17 protein-coding genes are annotated in these 17,233 nt (G+C 72.7%); 12 read left to right on the top strand and 5 right to left on the bottom strand.

The features are described 5' to 3' along the window. Positions 1–89 precede the first annotated feature (89 nt). From FED44_RS09625 to FED44_RS09605, 5 genes are read left to right on the top strand one after another with little or no spacing between them, the layout of a single operon-like run. Positions 90–1,625: an ABC transporter ATP-binding protein gene (locus FED44_RS09625; RefSeq protein ID WP_111698354.1), complete on the top strand. Its 1,536-nt coding sequence runs from the start codon at positions 90–92 to the stop codon at positions 1,623–1,625. Continuing rightward, on the top strand, positions 1,622–2,752 hold the full coding sequence (locus FED44_RS09620; protein WP_111698352.1) for an ABC transporter permease: 1,131 nt from the start codon (positions 1,622–1,624) through the stop codon (positions 2,750–2,752). Before FED44_RS09625 ends, FED44_RS09620 begins: the two co-directional genes overlap by 4 nt. Before the next feature lie 49 nt (positions 2,753–2,801). Further along, entirely contained in the window at positions 2,802–4,073 is a 1,272-nt protein-coding gene (locus tag FED44_RS09615) for an ABC transporter permease (RefSeq protein WP_111698350.1), read from the top strand. Further along, a complete protein-coding gene (locus FED44_RS09610) occupies positions 4,070–4,459 on the top strand; it encodes a cytidine deaminase (RefSeq protein WP_111698348.1) in 390 nt (129 codons plus the stop codon). Before FED44_RS09615 ends, FED44_RS09610 begins: the two co-directional genes overlap by 4 nt. A 10-nt stretch (positions 4,460–4,469) precedes the next feature. Beyond that, a complete protein-coding gene (locus tag FED44_RS09605) occupies positions 4,470–5,756 on the top strand; it encodes a thymidine phosphorylase (protein ID WP_138460441.1) in 1,287 nt (428 codons plus the stop codon). A 23-nt stretch (positions 5,757–5,779) separates the two neighbouring features. On the opposite strand, the gene FED44_RS09600 is transcribed toward FED44_RS09605, so the two are convergent. From FED44_RS09600 to FED44_RS09590, 3 genes are read right to left on the bottom strand one after another with little or no spacing between them, the layout of a single operon-like run. Further along, positions 5,780–6,409, bottom strand: a complete 630-nt coding sequence (locus FED44_RS09600) for a LysE family translocator (RefSeq protein WP_138460440.1) — start codon at positions 6,407–6,409, stop codon at positions 5,780–5,782. Between the two features lie 52 nt (positions 6,410–6,461). After that, positions 6,462–7,007 carry a helix-turn-helix domain-containing protein gene (locus FED44_RS09595; RefSeq protein WP_222867873.1) on the bottom strand — a complete coding sequence of 182 codons (546 nt, stop codon included), beginning with the start codon at positions 7,005–7,007 and terminating at the stop codon, positions 6,462–6,464. A gap of 30 nt (positions 7,008–7,037) precedes the next feature. Next, positions 7,038–8,015, bottom strand: a complete 978-nt coding sequence (locus FED44_RS09590; RefSeq protein ID WP_138460439.1) for an ArsR/SmtB family transcription factor — start codon at positions 8,013–8,015, stop codon at positions 7,038–7,040. A 58-nt stretch (positions 8,016–8,073) separates the two neighbouring features. Between FED44_RS09590 and FED44_RS09585 the strand changes: the two genes are divergently transcribed. After that, the gene (locus FED44_RS09585) at positions 8,074–9,255 is read left to right on the top strand and encodes an MFS transporter (RefSeq protein WP_111698340.1); all 1,182 of its coding nucleotides are present in this window, start codon (positions 8,074–8,076) and stop codon (positions 9,253–9,255) included. Between the two features lie 55 nt (positions 9,256–9,310). Continuing rightward, positions 9,311–10,132, top strand: a complete 822-nt coding sequence (locus tag FED44_RS09580) for a VOC family protein (protein ID WP_165900499.1) — start codon at positions 9,311–9,313, stop codon at positions 10,130–10,132. A gap of 18 nt (positions 10,133–10,150) precedes the next feature. On the opposite strand, the gene FED44_RS09575 is transcribed toward FED44_RS09580, so the two are convergent. Then, a complete protein-coding gene (locus tag FED44_RS09575) occupies positions 10,151–10,624 on the bottom strand; it encodes a MarR family winged helix-turn-helix transcriptional regulator (RefSeq protein WP_111698336.1) in 474 nt (157 codons plus the stop codon). 102 nt (positions 10,625–10,726) lie between these two features. Between FED44_RS09575 and FED44_RS09570 the strand changes: the two genes are divergently transcribed. The 5 genes from FED44_RS09570 (at position 10,727) to FED44_RS09550 (ending at position 16,582) form a co-directional block, all read left to right on the top strand. Beyond that, complete coding sequence (locus tag FED44_RS09570) at positions 10,727–12,145, top strand: MFS transporter (protein WP_111698334.1); 1,419 nt, start codon at positions 10,727–10,729, stop codon at positions 12,143–12,145. A 79-nt stretch (positions 12,146–12,224) separates the two neighbouring features. Further along, a complete protein-coding gene (locus FED44_RS09565) occupies positions 12,225–12,578 on the top strand; it encodes a cupin domain-containing protein (protein ID WP_111698332.1) in 354 nt (117 codons plus the stop codon). 81 nt (positions 12,579–12,659) lie between these two features. Continuing rightward, positions 12,660–13,748, top strand: coding sequence for an adenosine deaminase (locus FED44_RS09560; RefSeq protein WP_138460438.1), 1,089 nt, complete (start codon positions 12,660–12,662; stop codon positions 13,746–13,748). Then, entirely contained in the window at positions 13,745–14,323 is a 579-nt protein-coding gene (locus FED44_RS09555; RefSeq protein WP_111698328.1) for a PH domain-containing protein, read from the top strand. Before FED44_RS09560 ends, FED44_RS09555 begins: the two co-directional genes overlap by 4 nt. A 120-nt stretch (positions 14,324–14,443) precedes the next feature. Further along, a complete protein-coding gene (locus FED44_RS09550) occupies positions 14,444–16,582 on the top strand; it encodes a sensor histidine kinase (protein WP_208758899.1) in 2,139 nt (712 codons plus the stop codon). A 25-nt stretch (positions 16,583–16,607) separates the two neighbouring features. Here the strand turns inward: FED44_RS09550 and FED44_RS09545 are convergent, their stop codons facing one another. Further along, the gene (locus FED44_RS09545) at positions 16,608–17,216 is read right to left on the bottom strand and encodes a response regulator transcription factor (RefSeq protein WP_138460437.1); all 609 of its coding nucleotides are present in this window, start codon (positions 17,214–17,216) and stop codon (positions 16,608–16,610) included. Positions 17,217–17,233: the final 17 nt, after the last annotated feature.

The raw sequence follows: 17,233 nt of genomic DNA, 5'->3' as shown, positions 1-17,233 counted from the left end.
GGGGCCCGGTGGCACCCGCCCCGGGCCCTTTTGTTCTACTCTGACTACCACTTGACCGTCATCGGGCACTCCGCGAGGAGGAGGCCGTCATTACCGTCGCCACCGCTACGGCACCCGCAGTAGAGCTCGCCGGGATCACCAAGAGGTTCCCGGGAGTCGTCGCCAACAGCGACATCCACCTCCGCGTCGCCCGAGGGCACATCCACGCCATCGTCGGCGAGAACGGCGCGGGCAAGTCCACGCTCATGAAGATCCTCTACGGGATGCAGCGGCCCGACGAGGGCGAGATCCGCGTCGACGGGTCACCCGTGGGGTTCCACACTCCCGCCGACGCCATCTCCGCCGGCATCGGGATGGTCCACCAGCACTTCATGCTGGCCGACAACCTGACCGTCCTGGAGAACGTGGTGCTCGGCAGCGAGCCCCGCCGAGGCGGGGTCGCCCTCGACTTCGCCGCCGCGCGCAGGAAGATCAAGGACATCTCCGACGCGTACGGCCTGGGCGTGCGCCCCGACGTGCCGGTGGAGGAGCTGGGGGTCGGCGACCGCCAGCGGGTGGAGATCCTGAAGGTGCTCTACCGGGGCGCCCGCATCCTGATCCTGGACGAGCCGACCGCCGTGCTCGTGCCGCACGAGGTGGACGAGCTGTTCGACAACCTGCGCGGCCTGGTCCGCGAGGGACTGACGATCCTGTTCATCTCCCACAAGCTGGACGAGGTGCTGCGGGTCGCCGACGCCATCACCGTCATCCGGCGCGGCACCACGGTCGCGACCGTGGACCCGAAGGACGTGACCTCCCGCAAGCTCGCCGAGCTCATGGTCGGCAGCGCGCTGCCCAGCCCCGAGACCCGCGAGTCGACCGTCACCGACGTCGTCGCCCTGTCCGTACGCGACCTGACCGTGCGCACCGGCGACGGGCGGCCGGTGGTCGAGAACGTGAGCTTCGACATCCGCAAGGGCGAGGTGCTCGGCATCGCGGGCGTCGAGGGCAACGGCCAGGCGGAACTGGTCGAGGCGATCATGGGCATGCGCCCCTGCGAGGTGGCCGCGCTCACCCTCGGCGGCGCCGACATCTCCCAGTGGCCGACGCTCAGACGGCGCGCGGGCGGGATCGGCTACATCCCTGAGGACCGCCACCGGCACGGCCTGCTGCTGGAGTCCCCACTGTGGGAGAACCGCATCCTCGGTCACCAGACGCGCAGGCCGAACGTCAGGGGGCCCTGGATCGACCGCGCGGGCGCGCGGGCCGACACCCGGCGGATCGTCGAGGACTACGACGTCCGCACCCCCGGGATCGACGTGGACGCCGCCGCGCTGTCCGGCGGCAACCAGCAGAAGCTGATCGTCGGCCGCGAGATGAGCGGTGACCCCGTGCTGCTCATCGCCAGCCATCCCACCCGCGGCGTCGACATCGGCGCGCAGGCGGCGATCTGGGACCACCTGCGCACCGCGCGTGCCGCCGGGCTGGCCGTGCTGCTGATCTCCGCGGACCTGGACGAGCTGATCGGGCTGTCCGACACGCTCAAGGTGATCCTGCGCGGCAGGATCGTCGCCGACGTCGATCCCGCGAACGTGACGCCCGAGCAACTGGGCTCGGCGATGACCGGCGCCGGGGAGGGCGTATGAACGGCTTCCTCGACCGGGTGCTCGGCCGGGTCCGGCTGGGCGGCTGGCTCGCCGTGGCCGCGCCGGTCGTCGCGATCGTCTTCGCGGTGCTGATCACCTCGGTGGTCCTGCTCGTCGCCGGCAAGGAGCCGGTGGAGGCGTTCACCACGCTCGCGGACTACGGCACCCAGCCGCGGTCGATGGTCATGATCCTCAACACCGGGGTCATGTACTACATCTCCGCGCTCGCGGTGGCCGTCGGCTTCCGGATGAACCTCTTCAACATCGGCGTGGACGGCCAGTACCGCCTGGCGGCCGTGATCGCGGCCGGGCTCGGCGGCGCCGCCGTCGTCCCGGGCGTGCTGAACATCGTCCTCGTGGTCGTCGCCGCGGTGGTCGTCGGGGCGCTGTGGGCCGCCATCGCCGGCCTGCTCCGGGTCTACCGGGGCGTGAGCGAGGTCATCTCGACCATCATGCTGAACGCGATCGCCACGGGCCTCGGGTCCTGGCTGGTCAGCGAGCACTTCGGCGTGCTGACCGGCAACGACCTCGGCACCCGGCCGATCCCCGACGACGCGCACGTGCCCGGCATCCCGCTCGTCGCGGGCACGCCGGTGCTGGTCAACGGGTTCATCGTGGTCGCGATCCTGCTCGGCGCCGCGTACTGGGTCGTGCTCAACCGCACCCGGTTCGGCTTCGAGCTGCGGGCGACCGGCAAGTCCGAGTCGGCCGCGGTGGCCAGCGGGGTCGGCGTGAAGAAGATGATCGTCGTCACGATGGTCATGTCGGGGGCGATCGCGGGCCTGATCGGCATGCCGGAGCTGCTCGGCGCCTCCTACAAGTACAGCAACAACTTCCCGGCCGGTCTCGGCTTCACCGGCATCGCGATCGCCCTGCTCGGCCGCAACAGCCCGGTCGGCATGGCGGTCGGCGCGCTGCTGTGGAGCTTCCTGGACAACTCGTCGAACCAGCTCCAGCTGCTCGACATCTCCAAGGAGATCGTCCAGATCATGCAGGGCGTCGTCGTGCTCTCCGTGATCATCGCGTACGAGCTGGTCCACCGGTACCGGCTCGTGGCGGAGCAGCGCCGGGTGAGCCGCCAGCTCGCCGCCCCGGCGGAGCCGCCCAAGGCGGAGGCGGCGGTATGAGCGGGCGAATCGGTGAACGCGGCGCGGCGGACGGAACTGAGGAGACGGCATGACGGCGACGGACCTTCCGGTCGAGCGCCCGGTCGAGACGCCTCCGGCGCGGCGGTTCCGGCTGTCGGCGCCGGTGCTCCTGCTCGGGCTGGCCGGGCTGGTGGTGCTGCTGTCGGTCGCGCGCCTGGTGACCGGGGCGAACGACATCACGTCGGCGGGCACGGTCAGCGCCGCGCTCGGCCTCGCCGTGCCGATCGGCCTCGCGGGGCTCGGCGGCCTGTGGTCGGAGCGGGCCGGCGTGGTCAACATCGGCCTCGAAGGCATGATGGTGCTCGGCACGTGGTTCGGCGCCTGGGGCGCGCTCCAGTTCCACAGTCCGTGGGCGGGCGTGCTCGCCGGCGCGATCGGCGGGGCGCTGGGCGCGGCGATCCACGCGGTCGCGACCGTGACCTTCGGCGTCGACCACATCATCTCCGGTGTGGCGATCAACATCGTCGGCGTCGGCGTCACGCAGTACCTGTCCCAGCTCGTCTTCAACGGCATGCCGGGCGGCGGCACCAAGAACTCCCCGCCGCTGCCGAAGATGGGCACGGTGAGCCTGGGCTTCCTCGACGACCCGCTGCGTACCGTCGAGGCGAACCACTGGTTCGTGCTGTCCGACTTCGCGGGCGTGCTGCGGGGCATCACCCAGGGCGTGTCCTGGTTCACGATCCTGGCGATCCTGCTGGTCCCGCTGTCGCTCTACATCCTGTGGCGCACGCCCTTCGGGCTGCGCCTGCGGGCGTGCGGCGAGCGGCCGGTCGCGGCCGAGTCGCTGGGCGTGAACGTCTACCTCTACAAGTGGGCCGCGGTGCTCGTCTCCGGCCTGCTCGCCGGTCTCGGCGGCGCGTTCCTGTCGCTGGTGGCCGCCGGCATCTACCGGGACGGCCAGACGGGCGGGCGCGGCTACATCGGCCTCGCCGCCATGATCTTCGGCAACTGGCGGCCGGGCGGGCTCGCCGGGGGCGCCGCGCTGTTCGGCTACACCGACGCGCTCCAGCTCCGCCAGGGCGGCATCTCAGTGCACGCGCTGCTGCTGGTCGTCGCGCTGCTGCTCGCCGCCGTGGCGGTCTACCAGCTCGTACGGCAGCGGCGGGGGGTCGCGGCGCTCGTCACCGGAATCGTGGCGATCGCGGTGTTCGCGGTCTTCGCCCTGACGGACACCGTTCCGGAGCAGTTCACCTCGTTCACCCCCCACCTGACCACGCTGCTGGTTTTGTCGCTGGCGTCACAGCGGCTGCGGATGCCGGCGGCCGACGGCGTTCCGTACCGAAGGGGGCAGGCGAAATGACCATCGACTGGGAGGCGCTGCGCGAGGCGGCCCGCGAGGCCATGACCCACGCGTACGCGCCGTACTCGAAGTTCCCGGTGGGCGCGGCGGCGCTGGCCGACGACGGCCGCACCGTCACCGGCTGCAACGTGGAGAACGCGTCGTACGGCATCGGGCTGTGCGCCGAGTGCGGGCTCGTCTCGGCGCTGCACGCGAGTGGCGGCGGCCGGCTGGTGGCCTTCACCTGCGTGGACGGCCACGGCGAGCTGCTGATGCCGTGCGGGCGCTGCCGCCAGCTGCTGTTCGAGCACGGCGGCGCCGATCTGCTGGTGGAGACGCCCGACGGGCCGATGCGGATGGCGGACTTCCTGCCGTTCGCCTTCGGGCCAGACGACCTTTCGCGATAAAGGGGGAAACGTGGGGTTCGACGCGATCGAGGTCATCGTCGCCAAGCGGGACCGCGGCGAGCTGTCGGCCGCCCAGATCGACTGGGTGATCGACGCGTACACGCGCGGCGAGGTGGCCGACGAGCAGATGTCGGCGCTGCTGATGGCGATCCTGCTGAACGGCATGAACCGCAGGGAGATCGCGGACTGGACCCAGGCCATGATCAGGTCGGGGGAGCGGATGGACTGGTCCGCCCTCGACCGGCCCACGGCCGACAAGCACTCCACCGGCGGGGTCGGCGACAAGATCACCCTGCCGCTGGCCCCGCTGGTCGCCGCCTGCGGCGCGTACGTGCCGCAGCTCTCCGGGCGGGGTCTCGGGCACACCGGCGGCACGCTGGACAAGCTGGAGTCGATCCCCGGCTGGCGGGCGTCGCTGTCGAACGACGAGATGCTGGCAGTGATCCGCTCGGCCGGGGCGGTCGTGTGCGCTGCGGGCGCGGGCCTCGCACCGGCCGACAAGAAGCTCTACGCGCTGCGCGACGTCACCGGCACGGTCGAGTCGATCCCGCTGATCGCCTCCTCGATCATGTCCAAGAAGATCGCCGAGGGCACGGGCTCGCTCGTGCTCGACGTGAAGGCCGGCTCGGGCGCGTTCATGAAGAACGTGGACGACGCCCGGGAGCTGGCGCGGACGATGGTCGAGCTCGGCACCGACGCCGGGGTGCGCACGGTCGCCCTGCTGACCGCGATGGACCGGCCGCTGGGCCTGAAGGTGGGCAACGCGCTCGAGGTCGAGGAGTCCGTCGAGGTGCTCGCCGGCGGCGGCCCCGCCGACGTGGTCGAACTCACCGTACGGCTGGCCAGGGAGATGCTGGAGGCCGCCGCGGTCCCGGGCGCCCGGGATCCCGAGGAGGCGCTCAAGGACGGCTCGGCGATGGACGCCTGGCGGCGAATGATCACCGCCCAGGGCGGCGACCCGGACGCGCCGCTGCCGAAGGCCGCCGAGTCGGCCGTGGTGACCGCTCCCGCCTCGGGCACGCTGGTCACGCTCGACGCGCTCAAGGTCGGCGTGGCGGCCTGGCGGCTCGGCGCCGGACGGGCCCGCAAGGAGGACCCGGTGTCGGCGGGCGCGGGCGTCGTCCTGCACGCCAAGCCCGGCGACGAGGTCCGGGCCGGCGCCCCGCTGATGACCCTGTACGCCGACGAGGCCGGCCGGTTCGACCGGGCCCTCCAGGCGCTCGACGGCGCGTACGAGATCGGCGTGGACGGCGGCGCGGACCTGCTGCCCCTGGTCATCGACCGCGTCACCGCCTGACCTCCCGCGCGTTCCGGCCCGGTTCAGCGGGGGATGAGCAGCGCGCCCATGCCGACGAACAGCCCGCCGGTGAGCAGGTCGAGCCTCTTCCTCAGCCGCCCGTAGCCCCTGGTGATCCACGGGCTGCCGGCCAGGAAGGCCACGGCGGAGAACCAGGCGAACGCGACGGCCAGCATCGCGCCGAGCGTGACCGCCCGCATGACGAGGTTCGCGTGGTGCGGGAGCAGGCTGGCGAACAGGGCGCCGAAGAAGACCAGAGCCTTCGGGTTGGCGAGGTTGGTCAGCAGCCCGGCGCGCCACTCACGCAGTCTGCCCGGACGGCGCGCGGCGATGGCCGGCGGCTCGTCGTCGGCCTGGGGCGACCGCTTGCGGGCGGCCCGGATGGTCGCGACGCCGAACCCGACGAGGAACAGCGCGCCGGCGACGCGGGCGGCGGTGTAGAGCCACTCGAACCGCTGGACGAGCATGGTGACGCCGAACAGACCGGCGACCGCCCACACCCCGATGCCGGTGACGACGCCTGCGGCCACGCGTACGCCGCTGCGCCGTGACCCGCCGGCCGAGTGTCTGAGCACGATGAGGAAGTCGGGGCCCGGGCTCATCACAACCAGGATCCAGACGCCGAGCAGGGGGAGTATCGGCAACCACGACATGGGCTGGTCCTTCCTGGCCGGTCTGGCCGGCCGTGGTGGGGATTCGATCGGCTCAGCCGGTCACGGGCGAGGCGATGACGACCGTGACGTCCGCCGGGCCGTCGCCGGTGCTGTAACGGTGCGGGCGGTCACCGGCGAAGGCCAGCAGGTCGCCCGGCGTGAGGAGGCGGGGGTCGTCGGCCGGCCCGGCCGTGACCTCGCCCGCGGCGACCAGCAGGTGTTCGACGGTGCCGGGGGCGTGCGGGATGCCGTCTAGGTCGGTGCGCGGGGGCATGCGCAGCCGCCACAGCTCCAGGCTGTGCCCGCTGCCGATGCGGCGCAGCAGTTCGCGTGTCGGACCGTCGGAGGCCGCGAGCGTCGAGGGCAGGTGGACGGGACCGGCGTCGGTGTCCCTGGTCAGCAGGTCGGTCAGGGGAATGTGCAGGGCCAGGGCGACGGCTTCCAGCGTCTCGATCGTCGGATTGCCGGTGCCCGCCTCCAGGCTGGACAGCGTCGCCTTGCCGAGACCGGCCCGGCGGGCGAGCTCGGCCGCGCTCATCCCGCGCTGCTGCCGGCGCAGCCGGATCTGCGCACCGATCGCCGCCGCCGCCCCGCTCACGATGTCATCCTGAACAGAACCATACGTTCATTATAACGAACGATATTCGGTATCGGTCTCCGCGAGTGCGTCGCCGAGGGGCGTGCGGTAGTACAGGACGGACCGCCCGGCGCGGCGGCGCCGTACGAGACCGGCGTCGAGCAGCACCCTGAGATGGCGGCCGACGGACCCGAGCGGCCGGCCGGTGAGCGCCACGAGGTGGGTGGTGCTCTTCGGCGCGGCGAGCAGCACGAGCACCCGCGCCCTCGCCGGTCCGAGCAGCCTGCCCAGCGCCTCGGGCGCCGCCGGGCCGCCGGGCTCCGCCAACGCGCCGGAGCAGGGGTAGACCAGGGCGTAGCGGCGGTCGGCCCAGGTGGCCCACGCCTCGCGCGGCGTGACCGGGACGAACATCAGCCTGGCCCCGCCGATCCGCCTCGGCGGGTAGTCGAAGGTGTTGATCTGCAGCCGGTCGGCGCCGAGCCACCGCATCCCCGGCCGCATGTCGTCGAGCGCGGCGGCCCAGCCGTCCCGGCTCAGCCGGTCCGCGCGGGCGACGACGTCGGCCTCCAGGATCCGCCGTCGCCGTGGCCAGTCGGGCAGCACGATCCGGGTCCACACCCACTCCAGCAGGTCCGCCGCGCGCTCGGGCAGGTCCGTACGCCGCAGCGGAGCAGGCAGCGGCCCGCGCAGCGCCACCTCGATGTCGGCGTGCGCGGTCTCGGGCGGGGCCGCGCGGACGCGGGCCACCTCCTCCTCGAAGACCGCGTCGCCCTCGCCCGACGGTGCGGGCGTGAGGAAGTCGGCGATCCAGCCGCGTCCCCGCGCGGCCTTCAGCAGCAGCGCGGTGACCGGATCACCGGCCAGGTGTGCGCGGTACGCGGGCAGGTGCGTGTCCAGCCAGGCGCGCTCCGCCGGGTTCCGGGCCGACGCCTTCTCCAAGCTGAGCAGGCAGGCGGTGGCCTCGGCGAGCGGGGACACGACGAACCGGCTCTCCGCGAGAGTGTCGGCGTTCACCAGCCACCAGCCCACGTTTCGCCTCCCCGCGAAACAGTAACGGCGACGCGAAGCGGTGATGGAAGGTCCTGCCATGCGTACTTATCGGGACCTCTTCCGCACGCCCGAGTTCACGCCCCTGTTCGTCTTCTCCTCCGCGCAGGTGGCGGCCTCGACCATGAGCGGCCTGGCGCTCGGCACGCTCGTGTACGGGACGACGCGGTCGCCGCTGCTGTCGGCGCTGAGCATGTTCGGCGCGTCCTTCTCCCAGGTGCTCGGGGCGGTGGCGCTGATGTCGGCGGCCGACCGGCTGCCCCCGCGCGCCGCGATGACGGGCCTGGCGCTGGTGTTCTGCGGCGGCACGGTCGTGCTCGCCGTACCCGGCCTGCCGCTGTGGGCGCTGTTCGCCGTCGTCCTCGGCATGGGGCTCGCCGCGTCCCTCGGCAGCGGGGTCAGGTTCGGGCTGCTCAACGAGATCCTGCCGAGGGACGGATACCTGCTGGGCCGTTCGGTGCTCAGCATGTCGGCCGGCGTCCAGCAGATCGTGGGTTTCGCCGCCGGGGGCGTGCTCGTGACCGCCCTCTCCCCGCGCGGCACCCTGCTCGTGGGGGCGGGGCTGGACCTCGTCGCCGCCCTCGTCGCCCGATGGGGTCTCGCCGCCCGTCCGCCCCGGGCACAGGGACGGCCCTCGCCGGCTGAGACGTGGCGGACCAATCGAAGGCTGTGGTCGTCGCCGGCGCGCCGTCGTCTCTACCTGGCCCTGTGGGTGCCCAACGGACTGATCGTCGGCTGCGAGTCGCTGTACGTCGCCTATGATCCGCGGCACGCAGGGACGCTGTTCGCCTCCGCCGCCGCGGGGATGCTCGCGGGAGACACCCTGCTGGGGCGGTTCGTCCCGAAGTGGTGGCGCGAGCGGCTGAGCGCTCCGCTGCGGCTGCTGCTGGCCGTGCCGTACCTGGTCTTCCTCCTGCGCCCTGCCCTGCCGCTCGCGGTCGCGGCCGTGGTGCTCGCCTCGGCCGGATACTCGGCCGGCCTGCTTCTCCAGGAACGCCTCATGGCCGTCACGCCCGAGGAGATGAGCGGGCAGGCGCTGGGGCTGCAGTCGTCCGGCACGATGACCATGCAGGGGGTCGGCGCCGCGATCGCCGGTTCCGTCGCCCAGCTCACCTCGGCCTCGGCCGCCATGGCCGCGATGGCCGCGGTCTCCGTCGCGGTCACGCTGGCCCTGGCGCCCGGCCTGCGTCCGGAGAGATATGGGAAAGTCTCATGTGCGTAGAGATCAGGGCTTCGTGACCGGCGGTGCCGGGGCGGGCCGCGACGGAGGGAGGCACGTGTCCAGGGACATCCGGCATGTCGAGATCGGCGTCGCCGATCTGGCCCGTTCGCTCGACTTCTACCGGAGCCTGCTGGACCTCGCCGAGGTGGAGGGCCCCGGCGGAGGGGCGGGGGTGGCCTGGCTGACGGCGGGCCCCGTGCTGCTCAAGCTCGTCGAGACGGGCGACGGCGACCTCGGCGGCTGGGTGAACGACGACCTCCAGCGCGGCATCCGGCACATCGGCTTCAAGGTCGGGGACGTCGACCTGCGGGCCGAGCGCGTCCGCGACGCCGGGGTGCCCTTCACGCTCCCGCCGCTCGACGCGGTCGGCGGCGTGCGCATCGCGTTCTTCCAGGACCCGGACGGCACGCACCTGGAGATCACCGACAACTACCTGCGGTATCACCGCGTCGCCTCGCCCGAACTCGCCGAACGCGAACGGCTGGCCACCCTGAGCAGGCCGCGTACGGCGCCGCCGGTCTTCGACCACGTGGCGGTCACGTCGGGAGGGCTCGACGCCGCGCTGGCCTTCTACCGCGACACGCTCGGGTACGAGGTGATCGGGCAGATCACCCAGGACCAGGATCCCCGGGGCTTCCTGATCACCTACCTGCTGGCGGGGCCTGCCGTACTGGAGGTGTTCACGTTCACCGCGGCGACGACGCCGAGCCCGTGGACGGCCGACCCCGGCCGGCGCGGCTTCCGGCACGTCGCCCTCGCCGTGGACGACCCCGGGAGGGAGGCCGGGAGGCTGGTCGCGTCCGGCGCCCGGGTCGCGGCGGACGGACTGCTCGTCGACCCGGACGGCGTCCCGTTGGCCCTCGCGGGCACCGCCTGACCGACCCGCCCGTGGCGGTCAGGCGTGGCGGGAGGTCGCGTCCTCCGGAGCGGCGTCCTCGGCCGGTTTCGCGCAGCCGGCGTCGACGAGGTGCGGGAACAGGTGCGCGGACAGAACGGCTCTGTGGGTGGGGGTCGCCTCGGCGTGCCGGCGGCGGCCCTCCTCGGTGATATGCACGAACACTCCGCGCCGGTCCGCCTCGCACAGGGCGCGGGCGACCAGTCCCTCGCGTTCCAGCCGTGCGATGAGGCGGGAGAGCGCGCTCTGGCTCAGGTGGACCTGGTCGGCGAGGCCCTGCACGCGGAACTTGACCTCGCCGGGCTCCTGGCAGGACGACCGGCCCTCCGCGAGGCGCTCCAGCACCTCGAACTCGCTCACTCCGAGCCCGTGCTTGTCGCTGAGCTCGCGCTCCAGGACGCATGACACCTCGGCGTGACGGGCGAGCAGCGCGCGCCAGGCCATGACCACGAAATCGGTGTCGGTGTCGTTCATGCGAGACCGCCTTTCTGCGCGCGACCATACCACCGGTGCAAACTACATGCAACAACATTAAATGCTTGTGCATTGAATGCGCGTGCATGTAAGTTCTGGCCCATGATTTCCTCCACCAAGGACGAGCGCTGGGGGGCCCGCCTGTGGGGTGCCCTCACGGTGCTCTGCGCCGTCGTGTTCCTCGACGCCCTCGACGTGTCGATGGTCGGGGTGGCGCTTCCGTCCATCCAGGCCGATCTCGGGATGACCACCTCCTCGCTGCAGTGGGTGGTGAGCGGTTACGTGCTGGGGTACGGCGGTCTGCTGCTGCTCGGGGGCCGGACCGCCGACCTGCTCGGCCGTCGCCGGGTGTTCCTGTCGGCCCTGGTCCTCTTCGCCGTCGCCTCGCTGCTCGGCGGGCTCATGAGCGACGGGACGCTGTTGATCGCGGCCCGTTTCGCGAAGGGCGTCAGCGCCGCGTTCACCGCGCCGGCCGCGTTGTCCATCATCACCACGACCTTCGCCGAAGGGCCCGCCCGCAACCGGGCGCTGAGCATCTTCACCGCCTCCGGCGCCAGCGGCTTCTCGCTCGGGCTGGTGCTGTCCGGCGTGCTCACCGAGATCGGATGGCGCTGGACGTTCCTCATGCCCGTACCGGTGGCGATCATCGCGCTGGTGGCCGGGGCGCGCCTGCTGGAGCGGAGCGATGAGCGCGGGGAGGGCGGCCACGACCTCCTCGGCGCCGTGACCATCACGGCCGCGATGCTGCTCATGGTCTTCGCCGTGGTCGAGGCGCCCAAGGTGAGCGTGGTGCGCACCGTGGTGTCGCTGGCGGCGTCCGCCGCCCTGGTCGGCCTGTTCGTCCGGCTGGAGCGGAGGGTGCGGCACCCGCTGGTCCGGCTCGGCATCCTGCGCTCCGCACCGCTCGTCCGGGCCAACGTCGGGCTGGTCATCCTGTTCGGCTCGTACGTCGGCTTCCAGTTCGTGGCGATGCAGTACTTCCAGAACCTCCTGGGCTGGAGCGCTCTGGCGACCGCGCTGGCGTTCCTTCCGGCCGGACTGCTGGTCGCGGTCGGCTCGACCACGATGGGCAAGCTCGCCGACCGCTTCGGCACCGCGCGCCTCATCGTGGTGGGGTCGGTCGCGCTGCTCGCGGGCTACGCGGTGTTCCTGCGGGTGGACCTGCACCCCGGCCTGTTCACGATGGTGCTGCCCGGCATGCTCCTGCTGGGCGTCGCGTTCGCGCTGTCCTTCCCCTCGCTCAACATCCAGGCGACCGCCGGGGTCGACGACGAGGAGCAGGGGCTCGCCTCCGGGCTGCTGAACACCTCCGGGCAGGTCGGCGGCGCGGTGGTGCTGGCGATCGTCACGGCCGTCCTCACCGCGGGGGCGGACGGCGGTGACCCGATCGTCCGGTTCCGCGCCGCGATCCTGGTCTCGGCCGGGTTCGCCCTCGCCGGCCTGGCGGTCGCCGTCTCGGGGCTCCGGTTCCGGCGGCCGGTCGAGGCCAGGGAGGAACAACCGGTGCCGGAACTCGTCTGACCACCTCGGTGGTGCGAGCCCGGGGGAGCGTGGGCCCCCGGGCTCGTGGCGGGCGCCGCCCACTGCGACACTGGTCGGCATGGTCAGGAAGATCGAGGGACCCACCCGGGTGCCGGTGCCGGGCGGCAAGGTCATCGACGAGTACGTCGGCCGCGTCAACAGCGGCGACGAACAGGTCTCCATCGCCCACATGGTGGCGCCCGCGGGCTGGAGCGAGCCCGCGCAGGCCCCCGCGTTCGCCGAGTACACGCTCGTCCTCAAGGGTTCGGTCGTCGTGGAGCACGAGGGCGGGACGACCGTCGTGGAGGCGGGCCAGGCGTTCGCCAGCGAGCCGGGAGAGAAGATCCGCTACAGTGCCGGTCCGTCCGGCGCCGAGTACGTGGCGGTCTGCCTGCCCGCGTTCTCCCCGGACACCGCCAACCGCGAGGACTGAGCGACGGCGGATCTCGCCAGACCGCCCGATCCGGGTCCGTGGATAGGATTGCCGGATGTACGACCGCGGTGAGGAGGGCGAATGAACGAGTTGCCCACTCTGGAGGAGATCCGCAGGGTGCCCAAGGTGCTCCTGCACGACCATCTCGACGGCGGGCTGCGGGCCGGGACGATCGTGGAGCTCGCCCGGGAGTGCGGACACGAACTGCCCACGTACGACCCCGACAAGCTGGGGGCCTGGTTCAGGGAGGCGGCGGACTCGGGGTCGCTGGAGCGTTACCTGGAGACGTTCACCCACACGGTCGGGGTCATGCAGACCCGTGACGGGCTGGTCAGGGTGGCCGCCGAGTGTGCCGAGGACCTGGCGGACGACGGCGTGATCTACGCCGAGGTCCGTTTCGCGCCGGAACAGCACACCTCACAGGGCCTGTCGCTGGACGAGGTCGTGGAGGCCGTGCTGGAGGGGTTCCGGCTCGGCTCGGCCGCACCCGACGGCGGCACGCGCATCAGGGTCGGCACGCTGCTCACCGCGATGCGCCACCAGGCGCGCTCGATGGAGATCGCCGAGCTCGCCGTACGCTACCGGGACCTCGGCGTGGTCGGGTTCGACATCGCGGGCGCGGAGGCCGGATATCCGCCCACGCGGCACCTCGACGCCTTCGAGTACCTCCAGCGGGAGAACGCCCACTTCACGATCCACGCGGGGGAGGCCTTCGGACTGCCGTCGATCTGGCAGGCCATCCAGTGGTGCGGCGCCGACCGGCTGGGCCACGGGGTGCGGATCATCGACGACATCACGGTGCCGGCGGACGGCGAGGCCAAGCTCGGCAGGCTCGCGGCCTACGTCCGTGACAAGCGCATCCCGCTGGAGATGTGCCCGACCTCCAACCTGCAGACCGGGGCCGCCCCGTCGATCGCCGAACACCCGATCGGCCTGCTGCGCCGCCTGTACTTCCGCGTGACGGTCAACACCGACAACCGGCTGATGAGCGGCACCAGCGTGTCGCGGGAGTTCGCGGAGCTGGTGGACGCCTTCGGCTACGGCTGGGACGACCTGCAGTGGTTCACCGTCAACGCGATGAAGTCGGCGTTCATCCCGTTCGACGAGCGGCTCGCGCTGATCAACGGCGTGATCAAGCCCGCCTTCGCACGGATGCGGCAGGGCGCGTGAAGCCGCAGGTCTACCGGTCCAAGCTGGCCTGGATCTTCGGGTGGGCCTGGCTGGTGTTCGCCGCCTGGAACACCTGGGACCTGATCGCCCACGGCCGGATGCCCAGCGCGCTGATCGCGGGGGCGGTGCTCGGCGTCATCACGGCCCTGGTCTTCGTCATGGCGCTGCGGCCCGCCATCCTCGCCGAGGAGGGCGGGGTCCGCGTCCGCAACGTGCTCAGGAACGCCTACATCCCCTGGAACGCCGTCGACGACCTCTCGGTCACCAGCGCCATCGTGATCGAGTCGGGCGGGACGGCCGTACGCTGCTGGACACCGCAGGCCACGGCGCGGGAGCGGGCCAGGGCCGCCGGGCAGGCCGTCAAGGCGGCCTCGTCGAAGGACCGTGTCGAGCGGGCCACGGCGGCCGTGGGCGGACGCACCCACGCCGACTGGGTGGCCCAGCAGCTTGAGGAGATGAGCAGGTCGCGCCGGCAGACGTCCACCGGCGAGGCCCGGGTCACCTGGTCGCCCTCCGCCCTGGCCGTCCTGGCCGCCGCGCTCGCGCTGGTCGTGGCCGCCGTCGTCCTCTCCTGATCAGGAGGCGGGGAGCGGGGGCGGAGCACGCACCGCGGCCTGTCGCGCGCCGCGCGTCATGCCCGTGCGACGCCGGGGTGGTCGTCGTTTGCCGAAGGGGTCCGAGTGCGTCTGGCGCGGATGATCGTCGTCGTTGTGCTGGCCGCGCTCGCGAGCGTCTACGTGGTCGCGGGTGCGCCGATCGCGCTGGCGGTGTTCGGCGTGCAGGTCCTCTACCTGCTGAAGCTCAGGAAGTGGTGGCTGCTCGCCGCGCAGGCCGCCCTCGTCTACACGGCGAGCGTCATCGGCGGCGTCTCCACCGGGATCCTGGGCTTCCTGGCCGGTGCGCTGCTGCTGACCAGTGCCCATCGTGATACCGCGCGCGTGCTCGCGCCGCTGGTGGTGGCGAGCGCGGCGCTGATCGACGCCACCCGCGGCGGGGCGACGGCCGACGCGACGATCACCGTGGTGCTGGTCGCGCTGGTCGTCTTCGGTCTCACCCGGCTCGTGGAGCGCGCGGGCGAGATGCACGCCGCCCGGCTCTCGCTGGCCGCCGCGGCCGTGGGCGCCGAGCGGCTGCGCCTGGCGGCCGAGCTCAACGACGGCCTCGGGCGGAGCCTGGAGGTGATCGTCGACGGCGGCCGCCGCGCGCTCGCGGAACCCGACGGCGCGGCCGAGGTGCTGGCTTCGGTGACCGCCACCGCGCGTGCGGCACTGGCCGACGCCCGCGCCGCCTCCGCGAACTACCGCGCCACGTCCCTCGCTCCCGAGCTGGTCACGGCGAGGGCGATGCTCGACGCCGCGGGAGTCGCCGTCGAGGTGCGTGGCGGCCACACCGAGCCCCTCGGCCCCGGTGGAGCGCTGCTGGCGAGTGTGCTGCGCGAGGCCGTCACCGACGTGCTGAGGCGGGGCACCGCCCGGCTGTGCGTCATCGAGACGAGCGAGCAGGGAGACAAGGTGCGGCTGCGCGTCGTCGACGACGGCCACCGCACCGCCGAGGGCCCCGACTTCGACGGGCTCCGGCTGGAGGAGGCGGGCGGCACCCTCGCCACCGGTCTGTCCCCCACGGGACGCTTCGTGGTGGAGGCGACGCTTCCCCGCAGTCCTTCCATCGAGGCGCCGCCAGGCGAGACGGGCGCCGGCGACGCCCGTGCTCCGGAATCGTCGGCGGAGGGAGGGCGGCGCCGGTTCCTGCCGAGGTTCGCCGGCGACGCGTCGTACGCCGTGTCGGTCACGGTGCTCGCGGCCGTCCTCGTGGGCTTCAGCGTCAAGGCGCTGCTCCAGCTCTCCGGCGCCCTCGTGGTCCTGGCCGCGGCGTGCCTCGCCGTGATCGTCGTCATGCAGCTCCGCTCCGTGAACGGGCGTCACATGGTGGCGCTCGGGGTGATGGCGGTCCTCACGTACGCGCCTGTTCCGGTCTTCGGACCCGTCTGGCTCGGAGCGGCGGGCTTCCTCGCCGGGCCGGTCCTGCTCGCGTTCCCCCGGCGGGCCGCGTGGCCGACGGCGGCGGCGATCGTGGCGAGTGTCGCCGGGGCCGGGATGCTGTTCGGCCTGCCCGCCCCCGTCCTCGCCAACAGCACGATCAGCGCGCTCGTCACCGGGCTGGTGGTCTACGCCCTGCTCCGCCTGGCCCAGATCGTGAAGGAGCTCCAGGCCGCGAGGGAGAGCCTGGCCCGCTCCGCGATCGTCGAGGAGCGTCTGCGCGCCGCCCGCGACCTGCACGACCTGCTCGGGCACTCCCTGGCCGCGATCCTGCTGACCTGTGAGCTGGCCCGCCGCCTGGAGAGCCCGCGGGAGCGGATCGAGGAGATCGTCGCCATGGCGGAGGGCGCGCGGGCGGACCTGCGTTCGGTGTCGGGCGAGCAGCGGGAGCTGTCCCTGGCCGCCGAGGTGGAGTCGGCGCGCACGGTGCTGTCGGCCGCCGGGATCCGGGTGACCGTGGAGCCGGTCGAGCCGGACCTGCCCGCCGAGGTCGAGACCGTGCTGGGCACCGTGCTCAGGGAGGCCGTGACGAATGTGCTCAGGCACAGCGAGGCCCGCCACTGCGCGATCACGATGCGCGCCGACGAGAGCGGGCTGCGGCTGCGGGTGCGCAACGACGGCGCGCGGCCGGGGGAGACGCGGCGGGGGTCGTCGGGCATCGGCAACCTGACCACCCGCCTCGCGGCCCTGGACGGCCGGCTGACCTCGCACGCCGACGGCGACCGGTTCACGCTGGACGCCTGCGTGCCCCACCGGGCGCCGCTGCCCGCGCGAATCCGGATCGAGCCGCGCCCTTAGATCGAGCCGGCCCCTTAGATCGAGCCTAGATCCAGCCGGCTTCGGTGGCGATACGCACGGCGTCGGTCCGGTTGCGGGCGTTGAGCTTGGTCACGATCACGGTGAGGTAGTTGCGCACCGTGCCCGCGGCCAGGTGGAGCCGCGCGGCGATGTCCGTGGCGTCCGCGCCGGCGGCGGCCAGGCGGAGCACGTCGGCCTCGCGTGGGGTGAGCGGGTTGTCCGCCAGGTCCCAGGCGGTGACCGCGAGCGAGGGGTCGAGCACCCGTTCCCCGGCCGCGACCTTGCGGATGGCGGCCACCAGTTCGTCCGGCGGTGCCGTCTTGAGTATGAATCCGGCGACACCCGAGCCGAGGGCACGGCGCAGGTGTCCCGGCTTGCCGTACGCCGTCAGCATCAGAGCGCGGCAGGCGGGCAGGCGCGTGCGGAGCTCGGCCGCGGCCGCCAGGCCGTCCAGCCTGCCGGGCATGTCGATGTCGAGGACGGCGACGTCGGGGCGGTGGACCAGCGCGGCGGCCAGGGCGGCCTCTCCGGACTCCACGGTCGCGACGATCTCCAGGTCCTCCTCCAGCCCGAGCAGGGCGGCGAGGGCGCTCCTGATGACGTGCTGGTCCTCGGCAAGGAGTACGCGAATCACGCGGATATGTCTACCAG

Origin of the sequence: Microbispora triticiradicis (assembly GCF_005864065.1) — a bacterium.
Taxonomy (GTDB): domain Bacteria; phylum Actinomycetota; class Actinomycetes; order Streptosporangiales; family Streptosporangiaceae; genus Microbispora; species Microbispora triticiradicis.
Note: the sequence above shows the minus strand (reverse complement) of the source record. Positions and strands in the feature narration are given on the sequence as shown.